The 23,555-nt window shown below is 72.9% G+C and carries 23 protein-coding genes, 1 tRNA gene and 1 pseudogene; 12 read left to right on the top strand and 13 right to left on the bottom strand.

The features are described from left to right. Positions 1 to 61: 61 nt before the first annotated feature. Positions 62 to 610 (top strand): amino-acid N-acetyltransferase, encoded by a 549-nt coding sequence (locus tag J2W21_RS02670; protein WP_307112947.1) that lies wholly within the window; start codon positions 62 to 64, stop codon positions 608 to 610. Between the two features lie 88 nt (positions 611 to 698). On the opposite strand, the gene J2W21_RS02665 is transcribed toward J2W21_RS02670, so the two are convergent. Beyond that, positions 699 to 1,577 carry an A/G-specific adenine glycosylase gene (locus tag J2W21_RS02665; protein ID WP_307113011.1) on the bottom strand — a complete coding sequence of 293 codons (879 nt, stop codon included), beginning with the start codon at positions 1,575 to 1,577 and terminating at the stop codon, positions 699 to 701. Between the two features lie 277 nt (positions 1,578 to 1,854). Between J2W21_RS02665 and J2W21_RS02660 the strand changes: the two genes are divergently transcribed. Further along, complete coding sequence (locus J2W21_RS02660; RefSeq protein ID WP_307112946.1) at positions 1,855 to 2,574, top strand: hypothetical protein; 720 nt, start codon at positions 1,855 to 1,857, stop codon at positions 2,572 to 2,574. Between the two features lie 15 nt (positions 2,575 to 2,589). Here the strand turns inward: J2W21_RS02660 and disA are convergent, their stop codons facing one another. The 3 genes from disA to J2W21_RS02645 all read right to left on the bottom strand — a co-directional run bounded on the left by disA (position 2,590) and on the right by J2W21_RS02645 (position 6,396). Beyond that, entirely contained in the window at positions 2,590 to 3,666 is a 1,077-nt protein-coding gene (gene disA, locus J2W21_RS02655) for a DNA integrity scanning diadenylate cyclase DisA (protein ID WP_307112945.1), read from the bottom strand. Positions 3,667 to 3,788: 122 nt separating this feature from the next. After that, positions 3,789 to 5,186: a DNA repair protein RadA gene (gene radA / locus J2W21_RS02650; RefSeq protein ID WP_307112944.1), complete on the bottom strand. Its 1,398-nt coding sequence runs from the start codon at positions 5,184 to 5,186 to the stop codon at positions 3,789 to 3,791. 64 nt (positions 5,187 to 5,250) lie between these two features. After that, on the bottom strand, positions 5,251 to 6,396 hold the full coding sequence (locus J2W21_RS02645) for an FUSC family protein (protein ID WP_307112943.1): 1,146 nt from the start codon (positions 6,394 to 6,396) through the stop codon (positions 5,251 to 5,253). A gap of 224 nt (positions 6,397 to 6,620) precedes the next feature. On the opposite strand from J2W21_RS02645, the gene pstS reads away from it, so the two are divergent. From pstS to pstB, 4 genes are all read left to right on the top strand, one after another. Next, complete coding sequence (gene pstS / locus J2W21_RS02640) at positions 6,621 to 7,736, top strand: phosphate ABC transporter substrate-binding protein PstS (RefSeq protein WP_307112942.1); 1,116 nt, start codon at positions 6,621 to 6,623, stop codon at positions 7,734 to 7,736. 79 nt (positions 7,737 to 7,815) lie between these two features. Further along, positions 7,816 to 8,832: a phosphate ABC transporter permease subunit PstC gene (gene pstC / locus J2W21_RS02635; RefSeq protein WP_307112941.1), complete on the top strand. Its 1,017-nt coding sequence runs from the start codon at positions 7,816 to 7,818 to the stop codon at positions 8,830 to 8,832. A gap of 1 nt (position 8,833) precedes the next feature. Further along, on the top strand, positions 8,834 to 9,940 hold the full coding sequence (gene pstA / locus J2W21_RS02630) for a phosphate ABC transporter permease PstA (protein WP_307112940.1): 1,107 nt from the start codon (positions 8,834 to 8,836) through the stop codon (positions 9,938 to 9,940). A gap of 28 nt (positions 9,941 to 9,968) precedes the next feature. Next, positions 9,969 to 10,748: a phosphate ABC transporter ATP-binding protein PstB gene (pstB, locus tag J2W21_RS02625; protein ID WP_307112939.1), complete on the top strand. Its 780-nt coding sequence runs from the start codon at positions 9,969 to 9,971 to the stop codon at positions 10,746 to 10,748. Positions 10,749 to 10,824: 76 nt separating this feature from the next. Here the strand turns inward: pstB and J2W21_RS02620 are convergent, their stop codons facing one another. From J2W21_RS02620 to J2W21_RS02610, 3 genes are all read right to left on the bottom strand, one after another. Further along, positions 10,825 to 11,841, bottom strand: a complete 1,017-nt coding sequence (locus J2W21_RS02620; RefSeq protein ID WP_307112938.1) for an inorganic phosphate transporter — start codon at positions 11,839 to 11,841, stop codon at positions 10,825 to 10,827. Between the two features lies 1 nt (position 11,842). Then, complete coding sequence (locus J2W21_RS02615) at positions 11,843 to 12,460, bottom strand: nuclease PIN (RefSeq protein ID WP_307112937.1); 618 nt, start codon at positions 12,458 to 12,460, stop codon at positions 11,843 to 11,845. 341 nt (positions 12,461 to 12,801) lie between these two features. After that, on the bottom strand, positions 12,802 to 13,458 hold the full coding sequence (locus J2W21_RS02610) for a hypothetical protein (RefSeq protein ID WP_307112936.1): 657 nt from the start codon (positions 13,456 to 13,458) through the stop codon (positions 12,802 to 12,804). Positions 13,459 to 13,598: 140 nt separating this feature from the next. Here J2W21_RS02610 and J2W21_RS02605 point away from each other — a divergent pair. Both J2W21_RS02605 and J2W21_RS02600 read left to right on the top strand, forming a co-directional pair. Further along, positions 13,599 to 13,674, top strand: a tRNA-Lys gene (locus tag J2W21_RS02605). 341 nt (positions 13,675 to 14,015) lie between these two features. Continuing rightward, complete coding sequence (locus tag J2W21_RS02600; RefSeq protein ID WP_307112935.1) at positions 14,016 to 15,668, top strand: substrate-binding domain-containing protein; 1,653 nt, start codon at positions 14,016 to 14,018, stop codon at positions 15,666 to 15,668. A 4-nt stretch (positions 15,669 to 15,672) separates the two neighbouring features. On the opposite strand, the gene J2W21_RS02595 is transcribed toward J2W21_RS02600, so the two are convergent. Continuing rightward, positions 15,673 to 15,882, bottom strand: coding sequence for a dodecin (locus J2W21_RS02595; RefSeq protein WP_307112934.1), 210 nt, complete (start codon positions 15,880 to 15,882; stop codon positions 15,673 to 15,675). Positions 15,883 to 15,929: 47 nt separating this feature from the next. Here J2W21_RS02595 and J2W21_RS02590 point away from each other — a divergent pair, with 47 nt between their 5' ends. Continuing rightward, positions 15,930 to 16,763, top strand: coding sequence for a putative protein N(5)-glutamine methyltransferase (locus J2W21_RS02590; RefSeq protein WP_307112933.1), 834 nt, complete (start codon positions 15,930 to 15,932; stop codon positions 16,761 to 16,763). Here J2W21_RS02590 and J2W21_RS02585 read toward each other — a convergent pair. After that, the gene (locus tag J2W21_RS02585; protein WP_307112932.1) at positions 16,753 to 17,454 is read right to left on the bottom strand and encodes a FadR/GntR family transcriptional regulator; all 702 of its coding nucleotides are present in this window, start codon (positions 17,452 to 17,454) and stop codon (positions 16,753 to 16,755) included. The two genes, J2W21_RS02590 and J2W21_RS02585, sit on opposite strands and share 11 nt — an antisense overlap. A gap of 163 nt (positions 17,455 to 17,617) precedes the next feature. Here J2W21_RS02585 and J2W21_RS02580 point away from each other — a divergent pair, with 163 nt between their 5' ends. Genes J2W21_RS02580 through J2W21_RS02570 form a run of 3 tightly spaced genes read left to right on the top strand, consistent with a single transcriptional unit; the run spans position 17,618 to position 20,805 of the window. Further along, positions 17,618 to 19,081 (top strand): four-carbon acid sugar kinase family protein, encoded by a 1,464-nt coding sequence (locus tag J2W21_RS02580; protein ID WP_307112931.1) that lies wholly within the window; start codon positions 17,618 to 17,620, stop codon positions 19,079 to 19,081. Positions 19,082 to 19,093: 12 nt separating this feature from the next. Beyond that, positions 19,094 to 20,011, top strand: coding sequence for an NAD(P)-dependent oxidoreductase (locus J2W21_RS02575; RefSeq protein WP_307112930.1), 918 nt, complete (start codon positions 19,094 to 19,096; stop codon positions 20,009 to 20,011). 35 nt (positions 20,012 to 20,046) lie between these two features. Next, positions 20,047 to 20,805: an SDR family NAD(P)-dependent oxidoreductase gene (locus J2W21_RS02570; protein ID WP_307112929.1), complete on the top strand. Its 759-nt coding sequence runs from the start codon at positions 20,047 to 20,049 to the stop codon at positions 20,803 to 20,805. A 28-nt stretch (positions 20,806 to 20,833) separates the two neighbouring features. Here the strand turns inward: J2W21_RS02570 and J2W21_RS02565 are convergent, their stop codons facing one another. From J2W21_RS02565 to J2W21_RS02550, 4 genes and pseudogenes are all read right to left on the bottom strand, one after another. Next, positions 20,834 to 21,187, bottom strand: a complete 354-nt coding sequence (locus tag J2W21_RS02565; RefSeq protein WP_307113010.1) for an HNH endonuclease signature motif containing protein — start codon at positions 21,185 to 21,187, stop codon at positions 20,834 to 20,836. A 36-nt stretch (positions 21,188 to 21,223) separates the two neighbouring features. Continuing rightward, a pseudogene (locus J2W21_RS02560) lies at positions 21,224 to 22,018 on the bottom strand (DUF222 domain-containing protein); the annotation flags it as partial. Between the two features lie 15 nt (positions 22,019 to 22,033). Further along, entirely contained in the window at positions 22,034 to 22,348 is a 315-nt protein-coding gene (locus J2W21_RS02555; protein WP_307112928.1) for a hypothetical protein, read from the bottom strand. A gap of 118 nt (positions 22,349 to 22,466) precedes the next feature. Then, positions 22,467 to 23,474: a D-2-hydroxyacid dehydrogenase family protein gene (locus tag J2W21_RS02550; protein WP_307112927.1), complete on the bottom strand. Its 1,008-nt coding sequence runs from the start codon at positions 23,472 to 23,474 to the stop codon at positions 22,467 to 22,469. Positions 23,475 to 23,555: the final 81 nt, after the last annotated feature.

Raw genomic sequence — 23,555 nt, 5'->3', positions numbered from 1 at the left:
CGGCGAGGGGCCATCCCGCGCCGGCCGGGCTCGGCCATGTGCCCGAACTAGGATGGAGCGCATGACCGAGACCGCCCACGCCCCCGCCCTGCCCTTCACCCTCCGGCGGGCGCGGACGGGCGACGTCGCGGCGATCAAGCGCCTCGTCGCCCCGCTGGCCGAGCGGCGGATCCTCATCTCGAAGGAGTCCGTGGCGTACTACGAGGCCATCCAGGAGTTCCGCGTCGCCGAGGCGCCGGACGGCGAGCTGGTGGGCTGCGGCGCCCTCCACGTCATGTGGGAGGACCTCGCCGAGATCCGCACCCTCGCGGCCGCGGACTCGTGGCGCGGGCGCGGAGTGGGGCACGCGCTCGTGGAGCAGCTGCTGCAGGAGGCGCGCGATGTCGGGGTGCAGCGGGTCTTCTGCCTCACCTTCGAGGTGGGCTTCTTCGAGCGGCACGGCTTCGAGGTCATGGCCGACCAGTCCGGCGTGGACCCCGAGGTGTACTCCGAGCTGCTGCGCTCGCACGATGAGGGCGTCGCCGAGTTCCTGGACCTCGCCCGGGTCAAGCCCAACACCCTCGGGAACACGCGCATGATCCGCTGGCTGCCCGGGCGCGCCCGCGAGTAGGAGGCGGGCATATCGACACAACTCGCGGCCGATACTCGGCCGGATGCGGCTCTGAGGCCGGTGGGTTGTGTCGAAATGCCCCGCAGGGTCAGGGCAGCCGCAGCCGGCCGTCGTCCTCCACGGCGAGGCCGTCGGCGAGCAGCCCCGCAACGGCCCGCGCGAGCTGGTCCGGCCCGCTTCCCAGGGCGTGAAGCCTGCCCAGCGCGGCCGTCACGGCACCGCCCTCGGACGGCCACGGGGGAGCGCCGGGCACGGGCGGCTCGAACAGGGCGCGGTGCACCGGGTGCTCGGCGGCCCTGAGCACCGCCATGACGGCACCGCGCACCTGCCGGTCCGTGCCGTGCCACGCCTGCCCGCGCGGCGTGTACGTGGGCGGCGGCTCGCCCGCGGCCCGCCAGGCGCACGCGGCGGCCACGGGGCAGGCGGGGCACCGGGGCGCGCGGGCCGTGCACACCACCGCGCCGAGCTCCATCGCCGCCGCGTTCCACGCGACGGAGAGGGCCGTGTCCTGGGGCAGCAGCGCGGCCGCCCGCCGCTGCTCGGCCGCCGTGAGCGCCGGGGCGGGCAGCGCCTCGCCGCCCAGGAGCCGGGCATGCACGCGGCGGATGTTCGTGTCCACCACGGTGGCCCGCCGCCCGAAGGCGAACGCAGCGACCGCGGCCGCCGTGTAGGAGCCCACGCCGGGCAGCGTGCGCAGCGCCTCCTCGGTGTCCGGCAGCGTCCCGCCGTGCTCGGCCGCGATCACGGCCGCGGCCGCGTGCAGCCGCAGCGCGCGGCGCGGATAGCCCAGGCGGCCCCAGGCGCGGACCGCCTCGCCGGCCGGCTCGGCCGCGAGGTCCGCCGGGCTCGGCCATCGCTCCATCCACTCGCGCCACACCGGCAGGACCCGCCCCACCGGGGTCTGCTGGAGCATGACCTCGCTCACGAGCACGCCCCACGGCGTGCGGTCCTCGGCACGCCACGGCAGGTCCCGGGCCTCGCGGGCGAACCAGTCGGCGAGCTCGGTGTGGAGGCGCGCGAGCGCACCGGTCTCACCGGATGCGGCCTCGTCGGGCCCGGCCTCGTCGGACCCGGGCGCGTCAGGCCCGGGCGCACGACGGCGAGTCGCAGCTGGAGCGGTCACGGGGGCCTTTCAGGACGCGGACGCCTCGCGGCGGTCCGGACGGTGAGGGGTTCGTCCCACTGTAGCGGCCCGCGGCGCGCCGGGCGGGGCAGGCCGCCCACCTCTTACGTAACCTAGGAGCATGGCAGGGCAGGGCAACGACAGGGCGCGTACGCGCACACCGCAGGGGACGCGGCGTCAGAGCCCCGAGGTGTACCGGCGCCGGCGCATCGCTGTGGGCGTCCTCGTGGTCCTCATCCTGGGCGTGCTCGGCATCGGCGTCTGGGCCGCCGTCGCTGCCGTGAGCTCGACCGCGGGGGGACCCGGACCAGAGGCTCAGCAGTCCTTGGCCGCCGCTGCCAGCCCGAGCGCTTCGGCGACCGGCACCGCCGGAGCCAGCCAGCCGGCGTCGTCCGCGGCCAGCCCATCCGCCTCGTCGGACCAGGGTTCCGCGAGCCCGAGCCCGAGCGCCACGCCGGCCTGCGACCCCCACCTCATCACCGTCTCCGCAGCGACGGACAAGGCGAGCTACGCGCCCGCCGACAAGCCCGTGTTCACCCTCAAGGTGACCAACGGGAACACCGTCCCGTGCGGGGTCAACGTCGGCACCACGCAGATGGAGTTCCTCGTGGTCAGCGGCGCCGACCGCATCTTCTCGTCGAAGGACTGCCAGGCGGACGCGCAGGACCTGATCAAGACGATCCCGGCCGGCGGCTCAGAGACGGCGAACTTCCCGTGGCAGCGCGTGCGCAGCACGGAGGGCTGCAAGGCCGTGACCGGCGAGCCGAAGCCGGGCGTCTATGTGCTGACGGCCTCGCTGGGCCCCGTCACGAGCTCCAAGGCCGTGTTCGAGCTCAAGTAGCGCTGGGCACCCGGCTCAGAGGAAGCGGTCGAGCAGGCTGGCCTCGGCCATGCGCGAGAGGCCCTCGCGGACCGTGCGGGCGCGCTGCTCGCCGATGCCGTCCACCGTCATGAGGTCCTCGATGGTCGCGGCCATGAGGTTCTGCAGTCCGCCGAAGTGGTCCACGAGACGGTCCGAGACCGCGCGGGGCACGGACTTGAGCCCCGAGATGAGGCGGTAGCCGCGCGGCTGGACCACGGCGTCGAGGGTCTCGGTGCCGCCGGCGTAGCCGAGGATCCCCGCGATCTTGTTGAGGTCGATGAGGTCCACGCTCGAAAGCTGGGTCAGGGCCGTGGCCGCGGCGTCGATCGTCTCGAGGGGGACGCCGTCCCCGGCGTAGTCGCGGATCACGACGTCGGCACCCGGCCCGAGCCCCGTGGTGAGCTCCTCGAGCTGGAGCGCCAGGAGACGGCCGTCGTCGCCGAGCTCGAGGACGTACTGGGCGATCTCCTCCGAGATGCGCTGGACCATGACCTGGCGCTGGAGGGTCTGGGCGACGTCGCGCACCGTGACCATGGCCTCGATCTCCAGGGCGGACAGGGAGTGGGTGACCTGGTCGAGGCGCGCGCGGTAGCGCTCGAGGGTCGCGAGGGCCTGGTTGGCGCGCGCGAGGACCCGCTCGGAGTTCTCGATCACGTGCCGGATGCCCTGCACGTACAGGGCGATGATCTGCATGGACTGGCTCACCGAGATGACCGGCAGCCCGGTCTGCTTCGCGACGCGCTCCGCGGTGCGGTGGCGGGTGCCCGACTCGTGGGTCTCGATCGAGGAGTCGGGGACGAGGTGCACGGCGGCCTTGACGATGGTGCGGGCGTCGCGGTCGCACACGATCGCGCCGTCCATCTTGGCCAGCTCGCGCAGCCGGGTGGGGGAGAACTCGATCCCGATCTCGAAGCCGCCCGAGCACAGCGACTCGACGGTCCGGTCATAGCCGAGGACGATCAGGGCGCCCGTCCGGCCCCTCAGGATGCGCTCGAGGCCGTCGCGGAGGCCGGTTCCGGGTGCGACCCGGGCCAAGGTGGCTTTGAGCACGTCCTCGGGGGTCCGAGCCATGAGTGTTTCCCTTTCCTGCGCCGCGCGTGGCGCGGGGCACGGTTCCCATGGTATCCGCGCGTGTCGCAGGCGGAGCCGGTTGTCAGGGCACGGAAGGCAACGATTCGGGCACGACCGGGCCCCTACTCCGCGCCGGGGATGAGGAGCTCGAGGGCCTCGGCGACGTGGCTGACCTCCTTGACCCGGAAGCCGGGGGGCACCTCACCGGGTCCGTTCGGGCTCGCGGGCACCACCGCGTGGGTGAAGCCGAGGCGGTGCGCCTCCTGGATGCGCCGCCCGATCCCCGGGACGGGCCGGACCTCGCCGGCGAGGCCCACCTCGCCGAAGGCGATGAGCCGCTGGGGGAGGGCCGTGCGGGTCTTCGCGGAGGCGACGGCGAGCGCGATGGCGAGGTCGGTGGCCGGCTCGCTCAGCCGCACGCCCCCCACCGTGGCCACGTAGGTGTCGTCCTTGTGCAGGAGGCAGCCCGCGCGCTGCTGGAGTACCGCGAGCAGCATCGAGACCCGCGAGGAGTCAAGGCCGCTCGTGGCGCGCCGCGGCTGGGAGGTGGCCGATTCCGCGAGCAGCGACTGCACCTCCGCGAGCAGCGGCCGGCGGCCCTCGAGGGTGACGGTGATGCAGGTGCCGGAGACGGGATCCTTGGTGCGGGAGACGAACAGCCCGGACGGGTCCGCCACGCTCATGATCCCGGTCTCGGCCAGGTCGAAGCAGCCCACCTCGTCGGTGGGACCGTACCGGTTCTTGACCGCGCGCAGGAGCCTGAGGCGCGAGTGGCGCTCGCCCTCGAACTGGCAGACCACGTCGACGAGGTGCTCGAGCAGCCGCGGGCCGGCGATCGAGCCGTCCTTCGTGACGTGCCCGACGAGGAGGGTGGTCATGTTGCGCCGCTTCGCCGCCGCGATGATCGAGGCGGCGACCTCGCGCACCTGCGAGACGCCGCCCGCGCTCCCGTCCACTTCGGGGCTCGAAAGCGTCTGCACCGAGTCCACGACGAGCAGCTGGGGTGAGACCTTCTCGACGTGGCCGAGCGCCTGGGAGAGGTCCGTCTCCGCGGCGAGGAACAGCCGCGGCGCGACGGCGTCGATCCGCTCGGCCCGCAGCTTGACCTGGGCGGCGGACTCCTCGCCCGTGACGTAGAGGACGTCCTTTCCGCCCCCGGCGACCTTGGCCGCGACGTCGAGCAGGAGCGTGGACTTGCCGACCCCGGGCTCGCCGGCGAGCAGGATCACCGCACCGGGGACGAGGCCCCCGCCGAGGACGCGGTCGAGCTCGCCGACCCCGGTCGGCAGGAACGCGGCGTCGGTCGCGTCGACCTCGGCGATCGGGCGCGCCGCCTCGAGGACGGTCGCGGCCGCCGTCGTGCGCGCCACGACCCCGCCGACCTCCTCCACGGTGCCCCACGCCTGACACTCGCCGCAGCGGCCAACCCACTTGGCGGTGGTCCATCCGCACTCCGCGCAGCGGTAGCCCGGCGCCTTCCCGGAGCGTGCCGCCGTGCGCGTAGAGGTCTTCGTCGCCATGCGCCAAGGCTATTCCAGGCCGCCGACACTTCTCGCGCCGGCCCGGCGGACGCGAGCCCCCAGCCTAGAGCCGGGGCAGGAGCGCGACCGCCTCCTGCCGGTCGTAGCCGGTGGCCTCGAGCAGGTCGATGACCATGGGCCGCAGCAGGATCACGAGGGCCTCGCCCTCGAGCCGCTCGACCCGAAGCTGGCGGGGGTGCGTGCGGGCCGCGATCTCGGACAGGGCCAGCCGGGCCGAGCGCATCTGCGCGCTGCGCTCCTCGTGGCGCTCGGCGATGAGGCCCCGGGCCATGTCCTCGAGGGCGTCGGCGGTGTCCTCGAGGAGCTGGGCGATGCTCTCGGCCGCGGCCTGGGCCAGGGCCGCGTTGTTGATGACGGAGGCGAGCCGGCGCGCCACGACCCGGCCGTTGCGCAGCGCCAGGTCGAGGTACTCGACCGCCGTCTCGATCTCCTCGAGCTCTGCCCGGTGGCGGCGGTAGGCCGGGGCGAGCCGGGTCACCTCCGAAGACGTCACGAGGCTCGCCCGGATCGCGTCGACCTTTCCCTGCGAGCCGCGGCCGCGGACGAGGGCGTGCCAGGCCTGGGTCGAGTCGGCCTCGGCGAGGGCGCCGGCGCACTCGCGCAGCATCGTGGAGAACGTGTCCACGAGCTCCCGCAGGTCCCGCCGGGGCTGGACCCGCGGATCCCGGGGGAAGAGGGCGGTGATGGCCAGGGCCATGAGGCCGCCCACGATCGCGTCGAGGCTGCGCGTGAACGGGCCGCCGCTCGCCGGCGGCAGCAGCACGACGAACAGCGACTGGACGCCGAGCTGGGTCGCCAGGATGACCCCGCGGTCGATGAACCGGGCGAGCAGGATGGAGATGAACAGGATGATCCCGGCCTGCCAGAGCCCCGCGCCGAGCAGGTGCATGAGCAGGTCGCCCACCGCGATGCCGAGGGTGCAGCCGACGGCCACCTCGAGCACCTTGCGCACCGTGAGGTCCCGCCCGAATCCGAGCGAGACGAGCGCGGAGGTGGCGGCGAAGATCGGGGCCGTGTGCCCGAGCCCGTACTCGGCGATGAAGTACGCGGACACGGCGCCGAGCGTCATCGCGACGGCGGGCATGAGGGACCGGCGCACGCGCACGATGCCCGAGGACCTGAGGTCCTTGAGGTAGTCGCGCGCGAGCGACCACGCTCCCGCGACGGCCGGCGCGCCCTTCGTGTCCATAGAGGCCAAGTCTAGGGACGGCCCCTGCCCGCGAGGGCCGCAGGGGAGGCTGCATTAGTGCGGTGTGATGAAGATGGCAAGCCTGCGGCGCCCCCGTCACGCGGAATCCGTGCGCAGTTCATCTTTCGTTAACCATGCGCGAGCAGACTCGTTACCTGTCGGCCCTAGCTTCGACAACAGTACGGCTCGTACGCACCCAAACCACCCAAGAAGGGGCATCATTCGTGAAGGCACTCCGTTTCGGCCGCCTCTCGGCCGTCGCTGTCGTCGCTGCCGGGGCTCTCGCGCTCTCCGCCTGCGGCTCTGACAACGCGACCGGCACCCAGAACACCGCAGCCGCATCCGGCTCCAAGGTCACCGGCACGCTCACCGGCACCGGCTCGAGCGCCCAGGCCTCCGCCATCGACGCCTGGAAGCAGGGCTTCACCCAGGCCAACCCCGGCGTGACCGTCCAGTACTCCCCGGACGGCTCCGGCGCAGGCCGCAAGACCTTCATCTCCGGCGCGAGCCAGTTCGCCGGCTCCGACGCGGCCATGAAGGCCGAGGAGCTCACCTCCGCCAAGCAGGTCTGCGGCCCGGACGGCGCGCTGGACATCCCCGTCTACATCTCCCCGATCGCCGTGACGTTCAACGTCCCGGGCGTGAAGGAGCTCAACCTCACCCCGGACACGATCGCCAAGATCTTCCGCGGCACGGTCACCAAGTGGAACGACCCGGCGATCGCCGCGGACAACTCGGGTGTCAGCCTCCCGGACCTGAAGATCACCCCGGTGCACCGCTCCGATGACTCGGGCACCACCCAGAACTTCACGGAGTACCTGGCCGCGGCCGCCCCGTCCGTGTGGACCGACAAGGGCGCCCAGACCTGGCCGTCCTCGCTCCCGGGCGAGAACGCCAAGGGCACCTCCGGCGTGGTCAAGACCGTCACCGACACCCCCGGTGCCTTCGCCTACGCCGACGACTCCGCCGTGACCAGCAGCCTGGGCAAGGCCAAGGTCAAGGTAGGCAACACGTTCGTCGCCCTCTCCGCCGAGGGCGCCGCGAAGGCCGTGGCCCTTTCCAAGCCGGCTGCCGGCCGCGCCGCGAACGATCTGGCGCTGAACCTGGACCGCACGCCCACGGACTCCTCGGCCTACCCGATCGTGCTCGTGTCCTACCACGTGGTCTGCACGACCTACAAGGACCAGGCCACGGCCGACCTCGTGAAGGCCTGGGAGACCTACGTGGTCTCCGACGCCGGCCAGAAGGCCGCCGCCTCGGCCGCGAAGAGCGCCCCGCTCTCCTCGGACCTCGCCGCCAAGGCCAAGACCGCGATCGAGTCGATCAAGGCCAAGTCCTGACCTTCCGCGCCGTGACCGCCCGCCCCGGCCGATTCCGGCTGGGGCGGGCATTGCACTGGGTACCAGAGGACGTGACAAGATGACGAGAACTGACGGCGGGCATCTCGATGCCGCACTCGAGGGACCGGACGTGACAACCACCCAGACCGATACGAACTCCGAGCAGTCCGGCGGCCGCAGCCCCTTCGGGTCCCGCGGCGGGGCCTCGGGGGACAGGATCTTCTCCGGCGCTGCCCTCGCGGCGGGCGTGATCATCCTCGTCGTCCTGTTCGCTGTCGCCGCATTCCTCGTCGCCCAGGCCGTGCCCGCGCTCGTCGCGCCGCAGGACCAGGTGGCCGGCGGCCAGGGCTTCTGGGCGTACATCCTCCCGCTCGTCATCGGCACCGTGATCGCCGCGGCCATCGCGCTCGTCATCGCGACGCCGATCTCGATCGGCGTGGCGCTCTTCATCTCGCACTACGCCCCGCGGAAGCTCGCGCAGGTCCTCGGCTACGTCATCGACCTCCTCGCGGCCATCCCGTCGGTCATCTTCGGGGCGTGGGGCATCCTGTTCCTCGCGCCCGCCGTCGTCCCCGGCTACACGTGGCTCGCCTCCACCCTCGGGTGGCTCCCGATCTTCGCCGGCCCGGCCTCCGCGACCGGCAAGACGATCCTCACCGCGGCGATCGTCCTCGCCGTCATGGTCATCCCGATCATCACCTCGATCTCCCGCGAGATCTTCCTCCAGACGCCCAAGCTCCACGAGGAGGCCGCGCTCGCGCTCGGCGCGACCCGCTGGGAGATGGTCCGCATGGCCGTCTTCCCGTTCGCCCGGCCCGGAGTCATCAGCGCGATCATGCTCGGACTCGGCCGCGCGCTCGGCGAGACGATGGCCGTGGCGCTCGTGCTCTCCTCGGGGCCCCTCATCGCGAGCCTCATCCGGTCCGGCAACCAGACGATCGCCGCCGAGATCGCCCTCAACTTCCCGGAGGCCTCGGGCCTCAGCCTCAGCACGCTCATCGCGGCTGGCCTCGTGCTGTTCGTGATCACCCTCCTGGTCAACGTCATCGCGCGCTGGGTCATCAGCCGCCACAAGGAATTCTCGGGAGCCAACTGACATGGCCACGACCGTCCTGCAGCGGCGCAGCTCCGCGCTGACCCGCAACCGCCTGCCCCGCTTCGCGCCCTGGGCCGCGCTCGCCGTCGCCCTCGTCCTCGGCGCGGCCGCCGCCTCCCTCGTGGGCTTCACCCTCTTCGGGTGGGGCATCTTCGCCGCGATCGCCTTCACGGTGGTCTACGCGGGCTGGAGCGCCGTCGTCGAGGGCCCGCGCAAGGCCAAGGACAAGCTCGCCACGTGCCTCGTGGTCGGCGCGTTCCTCATCGCGCTCCTGCCCCTCGTCTCCGTCCTGTGGACCGTCGTGGTGGAGGGCCTCAAGGGCCTCACGACGCCGGGCTTCCTCGGCACGTCCATGAACGGCGTCAGCGGCATCCAGGACAACGAGTCCGTCAACAACGGCACCCGCGTGCTCGGCGGCATCTACCACGCCCTCATGGGCACGCTGCTCATCACCCTCTGGGCGACGATCATCTCCGTGCCGATCGGCCTGCTCACCTCGGTCTACCTCGTCGAGTACGGCAACGGCCGCCCCCTGTCGCGGGCCATCACCTTCTTCGTCGACGTGATGACCGGCATCCCCTCGATCGTCGCGGGCCTGTTCGCCGCGGCCTTCTTCGCCACGCTCCTGGGCCCCGGGACCAAGACCGGCTTCGTGGCGGCCGTCGCGCTGTCCGTGCTCATGATCCCCGTGGTGGTCCGCTCGAGCGAGGAGATGCTGCGCATCGTCCCCAACGAGCTGCGCGAGGCCTCCTACGCCCTGGGCGTGCGGAAGTGGCGCACCATCCTGAAGGTGGTGATCCCGACGGCGATCTCCGGCATCGCCTCCGGCGTCACCCTCGCGATCGCCCGCGTCATCGGCGAGACGGCACCGATCCTCGTGACCGCCGGGTTCGCCACGAAGATCAACCTCAACGTGTTCTCCGACTGGATGTCCTCGCTGCCGACGTTCATCTACACGCAGATCCTCAACCCGACCTCGCCGTCCAACCCGGATCCGAGCACGCAGCGCGCGTGGGGCGCGGCCCTCGTGCTCATCATCTTCGTGATGCTCCTGAACCTCATCGCCCGGCTGATCGCCCGAGTCTTCGCCCCGAAGACCGGCCGCTGACGGCACGCACCGAACTACGAAGGAAACCATGTCCAAGCGAATCGACGTCAAGGACCTGAACGTCTACTACGGCGACTTCCGCGCCGTCGAGGGCGTCAGCATGAACATCGAGCCCAAGTCGGTGACCGCGTTCATCGGGCCCTCCGGCTGCGGCAAGTCGACGTTCCTGCGCACGCTCAACCGCATGCACGAGGTCATCCCGGGCGCCCGCGTGGAGGGCGAGGTCCTCCTGGACGGCGACGACCTCTACGGCCCCGGCGTGGACCCCGTCGCGGTGCGCACCCACGTGGGCATGGTCTTCCAGCGCCCCAACCCGTTCCCCACGATGTCCATCCGCGACAACGTGCTGGCCGGGGTCAAGCTCAACGGGCGCAAGCTCTCCAAGGCGGACGCGGACTCCCTCGTGGAGCAGTCGCTGCGCGGCGCGAACCTGTGGAACGAGGTCAAGGACCGCCTGGGCAAGCCCGGCTCCGGCCTCTCCGGCGGCCAGCAGCAGCGCCTGTGCATCGCCCGCGCCATCGCGGTGAAGCCGGACGTGATCCTCATGGACGAGCCGTGCTCGGCTCTGGACCCGATCTCCACGCTCGCGATCGAGGACCTCATCGAGGAGCTCAAGGAGAACTACACGGTCGTCATCGTCACGCACAACATGCAGCAGGCGGCCCGCGTCTCGGACAAGACCGCGTTCTTCAACATCGCGGGCACGGGAAAGCCGGGCAAGCTCATCGAGTACGCGGACACGACCACGATCTTCAACAACCCCGCCCAGAAGTCCACCGAGGACTACGTCTCCGGCCGCTTCGGCTGATCCGCGCACCTGCAGCGCACGACGGCGGGCTGCCGCGCCTCGGGCGCGGCAGCCCGCCTCCTCGGTGGCTGCCGCCTCAGCCGAGGCCGGCGAGCGGCGCGAAGGCAAGCGCGAAGACCAGGCCGAGGGCCGCCGTCGTCAGCGGGGTCACGAGCCAGAAGCGGATGAGGCGGACCACGAGCGGCCCGTTCACGGACGCGTAGTCCTGGTTCGCGCCGGCGCCCAGCACGGAGGCGACCACGGTGTGCGTGGTCGAGAGCGGCATGTGCAGCCCGAGGGATCCGAAGACGAGCGTCGCGCTCGTGACGAGCTGGGACACGAAGGCCCGCAGCGGGTCCATGCGGATGAGCCGGTGGCTGAGCGTGTAGGTGATGCGCCACCCGCCGGCGAGCGTGCCCGCGCCGAGCACCAGCGCGCCCAGCACCGCCGCCCACACGGGGACGTGGTCGAAGCTCGCGCCGGAGCCGAGCGCGGAGATCACGAGGAGCGCCACGAGCCGCTGGCCGTCCTGGAGCCCATGCCCGAACGCCACGATGGCGGCGCCCACCGACTGCGCTGCGCGCAGGCCCGCGTGCGCCTGGCTCGGCTGGGTGTAGCGGACCATCCACGTCACCGCGGGCGTGAGGACGAACGCGGCACCGAAGGCGAGCAGCGGCGAGAGGATGAGCGGCAGCCCGATCGCGAGCCAGAACACGTGGTCGAGGCCGCCCGGCAGGCCCCCGCCGAGGACCGCGGAGGCGACGCTCGCGCCGATGAGGCCGCCCACGAGCGCGTGGGTGGACGAGGACGGGTAGCCCTTCCACCAGCCCCAGACGCCCCACAGGATCGCCGCGACGAGGGTCGCCGCGAGCACCGTGAGCCCCCCGCTGCCGGCCGGGACCGTCACGAACACCGTGCCGAGCGCCCGGAGCAGCCAGGCGCCGGCGAGGGTGCCGAGCACGTTGAACGCCGCGGTGAGGACGACGGCGATGCCCGGCGTGAGCGCGCGGGTGCGGACCGTGAGGGCCACGGCGTTGGAGGCGTCGCGGAAGCCGTTGAGGAAGCCGAAGGCGCAGACCAGCACGATCGATGCGCCGACGAGCGCAGCGGCCACGTCAGGACTCCCTGACGATGATGCGCCCCACCTGGACAGCCACGGACTGGAACGCGTGGACGGCCTCGAGCAGCGCCCTGGCGACCTCGACGGTGCGGGCGAACTGGGTGATCGACAGCTCGCGGAGGGCGTTCGCGCTCCACACCCGGTAGGTGTGCTCGGCGCGCTTGGAGAGCCGGACCGTGTCCGCCCAGTAGTCCTCGAGGTCCTCGAGCCGGGTGAGGCCGCGCATGGCCGCGGTGGTGAGCTCGGCCTGCCGGTTGACGATGTCGAGCATGTCCGCCGCCTCGGAGGGGAGCCTGTCGATGGCGTGGAGCTGGATGAGCTCGCCGACGGCCACGAGGTGCCCCACCGCCTGGGAGAGCCATTCGGAGAGGATGAGCAGGTCCTCGCGGGGGAGCGGGTTGACGAAGCTCGTGCGGAGGCGCGTGAGGAGGGTGCGGCGGAACTCTGTGGTGCGCGCGTCGTTCGCGATGAGGGTGTCCACGAGCTGGTCGTAGTCGGCGCGGCCGGCGCCGAACATCTCCGAGAGCGTCTGCACCCCGAGCATGGACTGCTGCGCCATGGAGGCGAGCAGCTCGAGGCCTGCCGTCTCCTGGGGGAACAGCCTGAACTTCATGGGTCTCCGAGCGGGGGCGGTGCGGCCTTCCGGCCGCCGCTGTCCCCGGCGCGATGGCCTCGTGCCGGCGGGATGCCGGCCCTCGCATCTTACGTGACCGGGGTGAACGCCCTGACTGGGGCTGGTCCTCGCCGGGCCCGCTCCAGCGCGGGCCCCCGACGAGGGAAGCAAAGGCGCCGAACCGGGACCGCCTCTCGGCGGAAGGCCGCTCGAAGCGGCTGAGAGTTGGAGCCCGGGGGTGCCGCGGTCCGACGCCACAACCAGTGTTCTACGGCCGTTGGGGGAGAGTCAACCCGGTCGCAAGCTTCGGTTGCCCCTGGCGGCGTGCTGGGCGGGCGCGCTCAGTCCAGCTGCCCGCGGCGCCACGCCTTGGCGGACGCCTCGAGGTCCTCCGCCGTCTTCACGAGCTGGTTGGCGCTGCGCGTGAGCTTGCTCGCATGCTGCGAATTGGCCCACTCGGCGCTGTCGGCAACGGTGGCCTGGCCCAGCGCCACGACCCGGCAGAACGCCGCCGAGCGCTCGAGCGCGACGTCGAACTCGCCGTCGAACGCGCCGGAGAGGATCGCGTCTGCCATCGCGGTGAGCTCCTCGGCGCCGGGAGGCTCGGCCACGCCGGCCACGGCGTGCGAGACCTGGGCGGTGTCCTTGCCCGCCTTGAAGTAGACCGAGATGCGCTCCGGGTCCTGCTTCGTCGCCGCGCGCAGCGCGTACAGGCGCCACAGGGCGCCCGGGAGGGACCGCGCGGGGCTCTCGGACCACATCTCGGCGATGGCGTCGAGGCCCTGCTCGTCGGCCAGCCGGACGAGCCTGCGGGTCACCTCCGGGTCGTCGCTCTCGCGCCCGCGACGCACCAGCGCCTGCGCGGCGAGGTGCGCCGCCTCGGACACGCGGGCGGGGTCGGCGCCCCCGGCGAAGGGCTCGAAGTCGATCGGCGCGAACGGCTTCGGCTTGTGGTGCCTGACCGGTCCCGATCCGCTGGATGCTGGGTTCTCGCTCATGCGGCTGCCTCGTCCATGCCCAGTACGGTACTCCTCTCGCCGGGGCGTGCCCATGAGGGCTCCCGGACCGGGCCGCGGGCGCACGGCGACGCACGGTTGCCCTGCGCTAGAGTTGTGCCGTCCGGCGCATGCCGGGCACCGGGCCTCTAGCTCAGTTGGTAGAGCAGCGGACTTTTAATCCGCGGGTCGTGGGTTCGAGACCCACGGGGCCCACCACCACACCCCCTGACGACCGAGGCGCCCGGGCCCGTTGACCACGGTGCCCGGGCGCCTTGGCGCGACAACGACTTCCGCACCACTCCCCAGCAGTGGCGGCATGCCGCGCGGGGACGAGGCTATCAGCGCGCCCTGTCCCGAGTGAAGGCTGTGGACTGTGTGAACCCGTGGGAAGGGCGGGACATCCCGTGGCTCCTGTGAGAGCGGTCACCCGGTTCGGTCCCGTCCGCCTATGATGGACGGGATCATTTTGGCGCGCGGACGGCGGGGCGGCACCCCGCGGGGCTTCCGTGCGCCCGACAACCGAAGCGGACCAGGGGGGTGGTGGGAGGAGTGCAGGAATGGGACGCAGGGTCGCAGGCCGGGTCAGGACGAAGGGCAGCTGGCGGGCGAGGCGCCGGAGGAGCCGGCTTGCCCTGCTGGGCATCGTGGCCGCCTCCGCGCTCGTGGTCGTGGGCCTCGCCGCCTGGGCGCTCGTCCCGCGCCTGACCCAGGCCGCGGCGGCGAACTGCGCCACGACCCAGACCTACACTCTCCTCGCTGACTCGACCACGCTTCCCGCGGTCAACGACGCCCTCGGCCGGGTCAGCCCGTCCGCCTGCGCGAAGTTCACGGTCGACGTCGCCGACCAGCCCGCCATCGCCGCGAAGGTCGCCGCCGGCACGCAGGCCCCCGACCTCTGGCTGGCGGACACCTCCGCGCGCGTCTCCGCGGTCAGCGCCGCCCCCAAGCCCGAGATCGCGGTGCCGTCCGTGGCCTCCTCGCCCGCCGTCGTCGCCCAGGCCAAGGGGGCGAAGGCCCCCGCGACGTGGTCAGACGTCCTGGCCGCCCCCGGGGTGCTCCTCGGCGACCCGCTCTCGAGCGCGAGCGCGGCCACCGCGCTCGCGGGCGCCGTGGCCGAGGGCCAGTCCGGGGCGTCCGACCCGAAGGCGCTCGCGGGCTCGCTCGGGCGGCTCGCGCAGACCGCCGCGCAGAAGCCGTCCGGGACGCAGTCGGACTCGGCCCTCCTCGACAGCGCCGAGCGCTCGGACTCGATGGCCGTGGTGACCGAGAGCTCGTGGATCGACTACGCCTCGTCGCGGCCGTCCACCAAGCTCGCCGCGTCCCCGCCCGCCAGCGGCTCGGCCCTCGCCGACTACCCGATCGCGGTCACGTCCCCTGACCAAGCGCGCAGGGCCGGAGCCGCGGATGCCGCGAAGGCGCTCGCTGCGGCCCTGACCGACAGCACCGGCCGCGCCGCCCTCGCCGCCCGCGGACTGAGGGGCCCCGGCAGCAGCGTCCCCGACGGCGCAGCCGGGTTCGTCGGCGCCGTCAGGGCCCTCGCCCCGTCCGCCGACGCCCTCACCCGCGCGACCAAGATGTGGGCGCTCCAGGCGGTGCCGTTCCGCTCGCTCGTGGTCATGGACGTCTCCGGCTCGATGGGCCTCGACGCCGGCGGGAAGACCCGCATGCAGCTCACCCAGGAGGCGGCGTTGAAGGGCGCCGCACTGTTCCCGGACACGGCCCAGCTCGGGATGTGGGCGTTCTCCGTCGGCCTCGGCGGCCCGGGGCAGGACTACCAGGAGCTGGACCCGATCCGCCGGATGGACGCGGTGACCGACGGCAGGACCCAGCGCGAGCGGATCCAGGGCGACATCGGCTCGCTGGGTGGCCTCGTGGGCGGCGGCACTGGCCTCTATGACACCGCGCTCGCGGCGTTCCGCACCGTCAAGGCGAACTACGATCCCCGAGCCGTGAACTCGGTGATCCTGTTCACGGACGGCTCCAACGAGAAGCCCAACTCGATGACGCTCGATCAGCTCCTCGCGGCGTTCGCCCGGGAGAAGGACCCGGCCAAGCCTGTCATCTTCGTGACCATCGGCATCACGGCCGACGCCGACGAGCCCGTGCTCAAGCAGATCGCCGCGGCCACCGGCGGCTCCAGCTACGTGGCGAAGGACCCCGCCGACATTTCGAAGGTGTTCAGCGAGGCCCTCCTGGCCCGGACGCAGTAGGGGGTCAGCGCTCGAGGCGGAAGCCGATCTTGAGGGTGACCTGCCAGTCCTTGATCTCGCCCTCCTCGAGGTGGCCGCGCACCGACTGGACCTCGAACCAGTCGAGGTTGCGCAGCGTCTGCGACGCCGCGGCCACGCCGTTGCGGATGGCCGCATCGATCCCGTCCGGGCTCGTACCGACGATCTCCGAGATGCTGTAGGTGTTGCCTGCCATGGCTCCTCCTCGGCTGGGGGTGGGATCAGTGCTGGCAGACTAACCCCGTGACCAGTGCTTGGCCAGAGTCGGCGGGGCCGCTCCTCGCGGACGTCGCGGAGCGGCTGCGGGCCGCCGGCTGCGTGTTCGCCGAGGACGAGGCCGCCCTCCTCCTCGAGGCCGCGGAAGACCGTGCGGGCCTCGAGCGGCTCGTCGCCCTGCGCGCGGCGGGGGAGCCGCTCGAATACCTCGTGGGCTGGGCCGAGTTCGCCGGGCTCCGGATCGCCGTCGGCCCCGGCGTCTTCGTCCCGCGGCGCCGCTCCGAGCTGCTCGTCCGGCTCGCTGTGGCGGCCCTGGCGCACGACGGCGGCCCCGCGCCGGCCGTCGTCGTCGACCTCTGCTGCGGCTCGGCCGCGCTCGGGGCCGGGGTGGCTGCGGCGCTCGCGGCGCGCGGCTGGGCGCCCGGACGGCTCGAGCTCCACGCCGCCGACCTCGACCCGGCGGCCGCCCCGTACGCGCGCCGCAACCTGGCTCCGTGGGGCGGCCGCGTGCACACCGGGGACCTCTTCGCGGCGCTCCCCGGCGCACTGCGCGGGCGCGTTAAGGCCATCGTCGCGAACGCCCCGTATGTCCCGACCGCGGCCATCGCGCTCATGCCGCCGGAGGCCCGTGACCACGAGCCGCGCGCCTCGCTCGATGGCGGGGCCGACGGCCTGGCCCTGCACCGCCGCATCGCCGCCGGGGCCGGCGAGTGGCTGGCGCCCGGCGGCTCGCTCGTGATCGAGGTGGGCCGGAGGCAGGTCGCCCCGGCGCTCGGGATCCTGGCGGAGGCCGGCCTCGCCGCGCTCCCGGAGGAGGACGAGGACCTCGGCGCCACGGCGGTGGTGGCCGTCAGCGGTTGAGGACGTAGGTCCTCAGGTCGTCGAGGGTCTGCTGCATGTGCGCGTCCATGGCCGCCCGGGCCGCCTCGGGGTCACGCCGGTGCAGCGCCTCGCTCACCGCCACGTGCATGGCGATCGCGTGCTCCTGGATCTCGGGCACGGCCGAGGTCTCCGACCGGCGTTCGGCGAGGACTCGGCTGAGCGGCTCGAACAGCACCGCGACGAACGGGTTGCCGGAGGCGTGCAGGATCACGTCGTGGAAGGCGAGGTCCGCCTCGACGAAGCGCTCGAGGTCTTGGGCCCCCCGCGCCTCGCGCATCCGGGCCACGGACGCGTCGAGCGCGGCGAGGTCCCGGTCTGAGATCCGCTCTGCGGCGAGCCCGCAGGCGCCCGCCTCGAGCATCCGCCGCAGTTCGATGAGCTGCACGGCGGCGTCCCCCGCGTCCGCTCCCTCGCTCGTCGCGCGGAGCACGGCGTGCAGCGAGCTCCAGCGGTTCACCGGGTTGACGAAGGTGCCCCGCCCGCGCTCGATCCGCAGGATGTTCTGGGCCGTGAGGGTCCGGATGGCCTCGCGGACGGTCATCCGGCTCACGTCGTACCGGGAGCTCAGCTCGAGTTCGCCGGGCACCGCGGAGCCGGGAGGGAACTCGCCCGCCACGATCCGGTCCAGCAACCCGTCGGCCACCTCGCCCACGAGGGATTTGCGCGCCACGGGGTCCCTTTCTCACAGCCGCCGGGCCGGCGCTGCGGCGGCCGCCCGGATTCCCGTCCAGTCTCCGCGCGGCTTGCACCGGCACGGAGTGTGTGCAACTCTAGCATCGACATTAGATGTCAGACATCTTACAGATCGCCGGCCCCGCACAAGGAAGTGTCCGATGCTCCTCGAAGCAGATGCCCTCGCCGCCTACCCCGCCGAGCGGGAGATCGCCGCAGGGGAGGTCGCGGCCGCCGTCGCCCGCTCGGGCCGGGTCCTCGTGGTCCTCGACGACGACCCCACCGGCACGCAGTCCGTGGCCGACCTGCCCGTCCTCACCCGCTGGGACGCCGAGGACTTCCGCTGGGCGTTCGCCGCCGGGGTCGGCGGCAGCCGCCCCGCCGCCGTCTACGTCCTCACCAACACGCGCAGCCTGGGCCCCGCCGAGGCCGCCGAGCGCAACCGCGAGGTCGTCGCCGCCGCCACCGAGGCGGCCGAGGAGGCGGGGATCCCGCTCGCCTTCGTCAGCCGCAGCGACTCCACCCTCCGCGGCCACTTCCCGCTCGAGACGGACGTGCTCGCCGAGGCCATCGCGGCGCAGGGCGGGAAGCCAGTGGACGGCGTCGTCATGGTCCCGGCCTTCCCCGACGCCGGACGCGTCACGATCGGCGGCGAGCACTACGTCCGCAGCGGGGACGGCACGCTCACCCCCGTGAGCGAGACGGAGTTCGCGGGGGACGCGACGTTCGGCTTCTCCACCTCGTACCTCCCCGCCTACGTCGAGGAGAAGACCGCCGGCCGAGTGCGCGCCGAGGACGTGATCGTGCTCGACCTCGGGACCATCCGCGCGGGTGCGGAGGCCATCGCCGACGCGATCGCCCCGGCCCGCGGCTCGACCCCCATCGTGGCGGACGTCACCGGCGAGAACGACCTGCGCGCGCTGGCCCTGGGCCTGGACGAGGCAGAGCGCCGCGGCGCATCGCTCCTCTACCGCGTCGGGCCGCCGTTCGTCCGCGGCCGCATCGGCCAGGAGGTCCGCGCTCCCCTCACCGCCGAGGACGTGTACGGGGGTCCTGCGTCAGGGGCCCAGCGCGAGGACCTCGCCGCGGGGGGCCTGATCGTGGTCGGATCCCATGTGGGCCTCACCACCCGCCAGCTCGACCGGCTGACCGCGCAGCATTCCTCCGCGCGCACCGTCGAGCTCGACGTGAACGAACTCCTCGAGCCCGTCGGGGCGGCTGGGCACCTCGAGGCGACCGTCGACGCCGTCGTCCGCGCCCTCGCCGACGGGGACGTGATCCTCCACACCTCGCGGGCCCTCGTCAAGGCGGACGACCCCGCGAAGAGCCTCGAGATCGCCCGCACGGTGAGCGCCGCCGTCGTGAGCGTCGTGAACCGCGTCCTGACGGCCGCACCCCCGCGGTTCGTCATCGCCAAGGGCGGCATCACGTCCTCCGACGTGGCCGCGCACGGCCTCGAGATCCGCCACGCGATCGTGCGCGGGCCCATGCTCCCCGGGATCGTCTCGCTGTGGGAGCCCGTCGACGGGCCCGCACGCGGCATCCCCTACATCGTCTTCGCCGGGAACGTGGGCGACGACGAGTCCCTCGCCCAGGTCACCCGGACCCTCAGCGCGACGCTCTGACAGGAGAGACCCATGACTGACACCTCCGCCACCACCGTGGCCGTCCTCGGGCTGGGCGCGATGGGGCTGCCCATGGCCACCCGCCTCGCCAGCGGCCTCACCGTCCACGGCTTCGACATCGCCCAGCCCCGGCTCGACCTCGCCGCCGCGGCCGGCATCCGGACCTTCAGCTCTGCGGAAGAAGCCGTCAGGGGAGCCGACGCGCTCCTGCTCGCCGTCCGCAACGGCGACCAGCTCGACGAGGTCCTGTTCGGTGAGGGCGGCGTCGCCGCCGCGCTGAGCCCCGGCGCCGTCGTGATCCTCACGAGCACGGTCGGGACCGACGCCATCCCCGGCACCGCCGCCCGCCTCGCCGAACGCGGAGTCGGCCTCGTCGACGCCCCGCTCTCCGGCGGCCCCGTGCGCGCCGGCGAGGGCGACCTCCTGATCGTGGTGGGCGCCGCGCCGGCCGACCTCGAGAAGGCCCGCCCGATCCTCGAGCTCCTCGCCTCGACCCTGACCGTGGTGGGGGACAGGCCCGGCGACGGCCAGGCCCTCAAGACGGTGAACCAGCTCCTGTGCGGTGTCCACATCGCTGCCGCCGCCGAGGCGCTCGCGCTCGCCGACGCGCTCGGCCTCGACACCGCCAAGACGCTCGAGGCCCTGGGCGCCGGCGCGGCGGGATCGTTCATGCTCTCCAACCGCGGCCCCCGCATGCTCGAGGCCTACACCGAGGACGGCGCCGAGGTCCTCTCGCGCCTGGACATCTTCGTCAAGGACATGGGGATCGTCGGCAAGGCGGCCCGCTCGGTGGGGCTCCCGGCGCCCGTCGCCGCGGCCGCGGAGCAGCTCTACCTGCTCGGCGCGGCCCAGGGCCTCGCGGCCGCGGACGACTCCGCCGTCATCAAGGTCGTTGCACCCTCCCCGCGGAGCGCTGAGCAGGCAGGCTGAGGGGCAGCCTGAGCCGGGTCGGTAGGCTGGTGCGCATGACGACGGCGCTCATCACCGGCGCGAGCAGCGGCCTCGGGGCCGAGTTCGCGCGGCAGCTCGCGGCCCAGGGACACGATCTCGTCCTCGTGGCGCGCGGCCAGGACCGCCTCGACGCCCTGGCACGGGAGCTCGGCAGCCGGCACGGGGTCGCGACCGAGGTGATCGCTGCGGACCTCACAGATCCCGTGGATCTGGGCACCGTAACCACGCGGCTGGCCGACCCCTCGCGGCCCATCGGCATCCTGGTCAACAACGCCGGCCTCGGACTCCTCCACGACTTCCACCACACCCCGGTGGAGGAAGAGGTGCACCACCTCCGGCTCCATGTCGAGGCCGCACTGAAGACCGCCAGGGCCGTACTCCCGGGCATGCTCGCACGGGGGGAGGGGCGGATCGTCAACGTGGCCAGCGTTGCCGCCTTCCTGCCGCGCGGGACCTACTCCGCGGCCAAGGCATGGCTGCTGGCCTTCAGCCGCTGGGCCAACGTGCACTACCGGCGCTCCGGGGTGCTCGTCACGGCCCTGTGCCCGGGACTCGTGCGCACCGAGTTCCATGCCCGCATGGGCATGGAGACGCGCTGGATCCCCGGCTGGGCCTGGCTGCGCGCCGAGCGGGTGGTCCGCGACGGGCTCCGCGACAACCTGGCCGGCCGGTCCGTGTCCGTCCCGTCTCTGCGGTACAAGGCCGTCCGCGCGGCCGCGGCCGTGCTGCCGGACCGCGTCCTCGGCGGGCCGGCGCGGCGCCCCAAGCGCTGAGGGTCCTGCTCCGCGGCGGCCTACCCGCTCAGAACGGCGGGGGCTCGGGAGGCCGGTCAAGCGGCTGAGCAGCCCCGTCCGGTAGAGGCTCTGGCCCAGACGGTTCCGGCGGCTGGGCCGATGGGTGGGCCCCGACCATCAGATCCACGGCGCGCGGCCCGAGGATGTGGTCGCGGTCGAGGGGTTCAGCCGGGTGGTCGAAGCCGAGGAGTGTTGTCCACACGAGCCCGTCGTCCGGGCCCTCGCGCCGGAGCGCGAACAGCGCGAGCGACTTGAGCGCGTGGTGCTTGCAGCACAGGAGGGCGAGGTTCTCGGCATCGGTCGTGCCGCCGTCCTGCCACTCGACCGTGTGGTCGACTTCCGAACGCCGGGCAGCGCGCATGCATCCCGGCACACGGCAGGCTCCATCCCGGTAGCGGATGAAGCGTCGGAGCGAGTCAGGAGGCCGGTAGGCCGTTCTTCCTAGGGTGAGCGGCGCCCCTCCTGCATCGGTGAAGAGGCGCTGCCACGTCGGCGCGGCGGCCGCCAGCTCGCGCGCGGTGTGCGCGTCGATCACGCCATAGCCCTCGAGCTCGGCCACATCGTCCGAGGATCCCAGGAGCACCGCGGCAGGGACATGCACCACCACCTCGGGCCGTACGAGGTCAGCGAGGTCATCGGCGGGCAGTACAGCCGCCGGCGAGGAGCCGGCGTCGTCCGTCACGAGTGCGCGATCCCCCGGCGCGGCGCCCGCTTCGAGCAGGGCCTGGGCGAACGCGTCTGCCCGGAGTTGCGGCATCGTACGGTGCTCGCCATCGGCGGCGTGGGCGGCGCGGGTGATCGCATCGATGCGTTCGTAGGCCGCCATGCCGACCTCGGCTGACAGGAGGGCGGCCACGGTGCACATGCCGTCGTCCTCGGGACGTAGCCAGACTCCACGATCGGCTGCGGCCCGGGCCCGCCGCCGGGCGATCGACTCCGGGTGCAGCCGCTCCCGCAGCGCGAGCACCACCCGCCGCAGCTCGCCCGGCGTCCGAGGATGGCCCTTGCGCGTCCGGGTGCGCCTCAGGGCTTCGATTCCGAACTGCTCGGCGGCGCCCTCCGGCAGCGTCGTCGCCTGCTCGACGATCACTCTCGCATGCGCCTCGGTCAGATCACCTGAAAGGAGGGCCTCGTGGACCGCGGGGTGCCTGCCCACGAGCGCTCGGGAGAAGTTCACCGCGCGTGCAGCGGCAGCCTCGGAGGTTCCCTAGAGGAGGGCGACCTCGGACACCGCGGCGGCGTGGGCGACCTCTCCGTTGAGCCGGGCGGGCTGGCCGCCACGCCCCTCGAGCGGCTCCTCGGCGATCAGCTGCGCACATCGGTCCACGAGGAAGGCGCGCATCGCGGCGCTGTAGGCATCGAAGTCCGCAAAGGCGCGAAGCGCGTCTGCGACCCCTCGCGCGCAGTGGAGGGCCGCTGGATCCAGATGGAGGGCGCCCGCGAGCACGCCCGGGTTCCGTGAGGCGAACGAGAGCTCGTCCGGCGGGGCGCCCTTCGTCGCCGACTGCACTGCGCTCGCCATGCGCTCCACCCCCTTCGCGTCTCCCCATTCTATTCGAACATGCATTCGAATAGAATGGGTTCGAGAAGCAGATTCCGGGATTTCCGGCCCCTTCTGGCTGACGGTGCGGCGGCCCAGCCTACTTGGGCGGAAGCTCCATGAGCCGCACCGGGGCCCCGCTGGCCCAGGCCTCGATGTCCTCCACAGCGTCCCGGTAGAACACCCCATACTGCTCGCGCGTGACGTAGCCGATGTGCGGGGTCAGGAAGGTGCGCGGCGCACGGCGCAGGGGGTGGTCAGCCGGCAGCGGCTCGACGTCGTACACGTCGAGGGCCGCCCCGCCGATCCGCCCCGCCTCGAGGGCGTCCACGAGCGCCGCCTCGTCCACGATCGGGCCTCGCGAGGTGTTCACGAGCAGCGCATCGGGCTTCATCAGCGCCAGCTCCGCTGCGCCGACAAGTCCGCGCGTGCGCTTCGACAGCACCAGATGGACCGAGAGGATGTCCGCCTCGGCGAAGAGCTCCTCCTTGTCGACGCGCCGCACGCCGACCTCCGCGGCGTGCTCGTCGGTGAGGTTCTCGCTCCACGCGATGACGTCCATCCCGAACGCGAGGCCCACGCGCGCCACCCGACTGCCGAGGTTCCCCAGGCCGAGCAGGCCCAGCCGCGCGCCCTCGAGTCCGCGGCCCACGGTGCTCTGCCAGCCTCCGTCCTCGGTCCAGCCTGATCCGCCCGAGCCGAGCTCGGCGTCGAGCCGGCGCGTGGCCGCATGGATGAGCGCCCAGGTGTGCTCGGCGGCGGGAGAGGGGAGATAGCCGGTGCCGCAGACTGGGATGCCGCGGGCGGCCGTCGCCTTGAGGTCGATCGACGCGTTGCGCCGGCCCGTCGAGACGATGAGCTTCACGTTCGGCAGCCGCTCGAGCCGCGCCGCCGTCAGGGGCGTGCGCTCGCGCATGGCCACGAGCACGTCGAACGGGGCGAGCGCGGCGGTCACGGCGTCGTCGTCGTGCCCCAGATGCTCGCGGAACACGGTGACGTTGGCGCCCGCGTCCTCGAGCCGGGCGAACCCGCCCATCTCCCGGGCCACGCCCTGGTAGTCGTCGAGGACCGCGATCCTCAGTCCCTGGATGCCTGTGGGGGAAGCCATGCGCCCAGCCTAGTTCCGCCCAGCCCAGTTCAGGCGCGTGCGGAAGGGCCCTGCCGGGTTCGCCGCGGCACCGCTACCCTC

The sequence above is a fragment of the Sinomonas atrocyanea genome (assembly GCF_030811715.1).
In the GTDB taxonomy this organism is placed as follows: domain Bacteria; phylum Actinomycetota; class Actinomycetes; order Actinomycetales; family Micrococcaceae; genus Sinomonas; species Sinomonas atrocyanea_A.
The sequence above is the reverse complement of the archived record's forward strand: the minus strand, read 5'-3'. Positions and strand labels throughout refer to the sequence as shown.

What these genes read in the sequence shown, in the direction of transcription:
- J2W21_RS02670 (WP_307112947.1), top strand. Translation starts at nt 62, where the DNA reads ATGACCGAGACCGCCCACGCCCCCGCCCTGCCCTTCACCCTCCGGCGG.
- J2W21_RS02660 (WP_307112946.1), top strand. Translation starts at nt 1,855, where the DNA reads ATGGCAGGGCAGGGCAACGACAGGGCGCGTACGCGCACACCGCAGGGG.
- disA (WP_307112945.1), bottom strand. Translation starts at nt 3,666, where the DNA reads ATGGCTCGGACCCCCGAGGACGTGCTCAAAGCCACCTTGGCCCGGGTC.
- radA (WP_307112944.1), bottom strand. Translation starts at nt 5,186, where the DNA reads ATGGCGACGAAGACCTCTACGCGCACGGCGGCACGCTCCGGGAAGGCG.
- J2W21_RS02645 (WP_307112943.1), bottom strand. Translation starts at nt 6,396, where the DNA reads ATGGACACGAAGGGCGCGCCGGCCGTCGCGGGAGCGTGGTCGCTCGCG.
- pstC (WP_307112941.1), top strand. Translation starts at nt 7,816, where the DNA reads ATGACGAGAACTGACGGCGGGCATCTCGATGCCGCACTCGAGGGACCG.
- pstA (WP_307112940.1), top strand. Translation starts at nt 8,834, where the DNA reads ATGGCCACGACCGTCCTGCAGCGGCGCAGCTCCGCGCTGACCCGCAAC.
- pstB (WP_307112939.1), top strand. Translation starts at nt 9,969, where the DNA reads ATGTCCAAGCGAATCGACGTCAAGGACCTGAACGTCTACTACGGCGAC.
- J2W21_RS02615 (WP_307112937.1), bottom strand. Translation starts at nt 12,460, where the DNA reads ATGAAGTTCAGGCTGTTCCCCCAGGAGACGGCAGGCCTCGAGCTGCTC.
- J2W21_RS02610 (WP_307112936.1), bottom strand. Translation starts at nt 13,458, where the DNA reads ATGAGCGAGAACCCAGCATCCAGCGGATCGGGACCGGTCAGGCACCAC.
- J2W21_RS02600 (WP_307112935.1), top strand. Translation starts at nt 14,016, where the DNA reads ATGGGACGCAGGGTCGCAGGCCGGGTCAGGACGAAGGGCAGCTGGCGG.
- J2W21_RS02595 (WP_307112934.1), bottom strand. Translation starts at nt 15,882, where the DNA reads ATGGCAGGCAACACCTACAGCATCTCGGAGATCGTCGGTACGAGCCCG.
- J2W21_RS02580 (WP_307112931.1), top strand. Translation starts at nt 17,618, where the DNA reads ATGCTCCTCGAAGCAGATGCCCTCGCCGCCTACCCCGCCGAGCGGGAG.
- J2W21_RS02575 (WP_307112930.1), top strand. Translation starts at nt 19,094, where the DNA reads ATGACTGACACCTCCGCCACCACCGTGGCCGTCCTCGGGCTGGGCGCG.
- J2W21_RS02570 (WP_307112929.1), top strand. Translation starts at nt 20,047, where the DNA reads ATGACGACGGCGCTCATCACCGGCGCGAGCAGCGGCCTCGGGGCCGAG.
- J2W21_RS02565 (WP_307113010.1), bottom strand. Translation starts at nt 21,187, where the DNA reads ATGCGCGCTGCCCGGCGTTCGGAAGTCGACCACACGGTCGAGTGGCAG.
- J2W21_RS02555 (WP_307112928.1), bottom strand. Translation starts at nt 22,348, where the DNA reads ATGGCGAGCGCAGTGCAGTCGGCGACGAAGGGCGCCCCGCCGGACGAG.
- J2W21_RS02550 (WP_307112927.1), bottom strand. Translation starts at nt 23,474, where the DNA reads ATGGCTTCCCCCACAGGCATCCAGGGACTGAGGATCGCGGTCCTCGAC.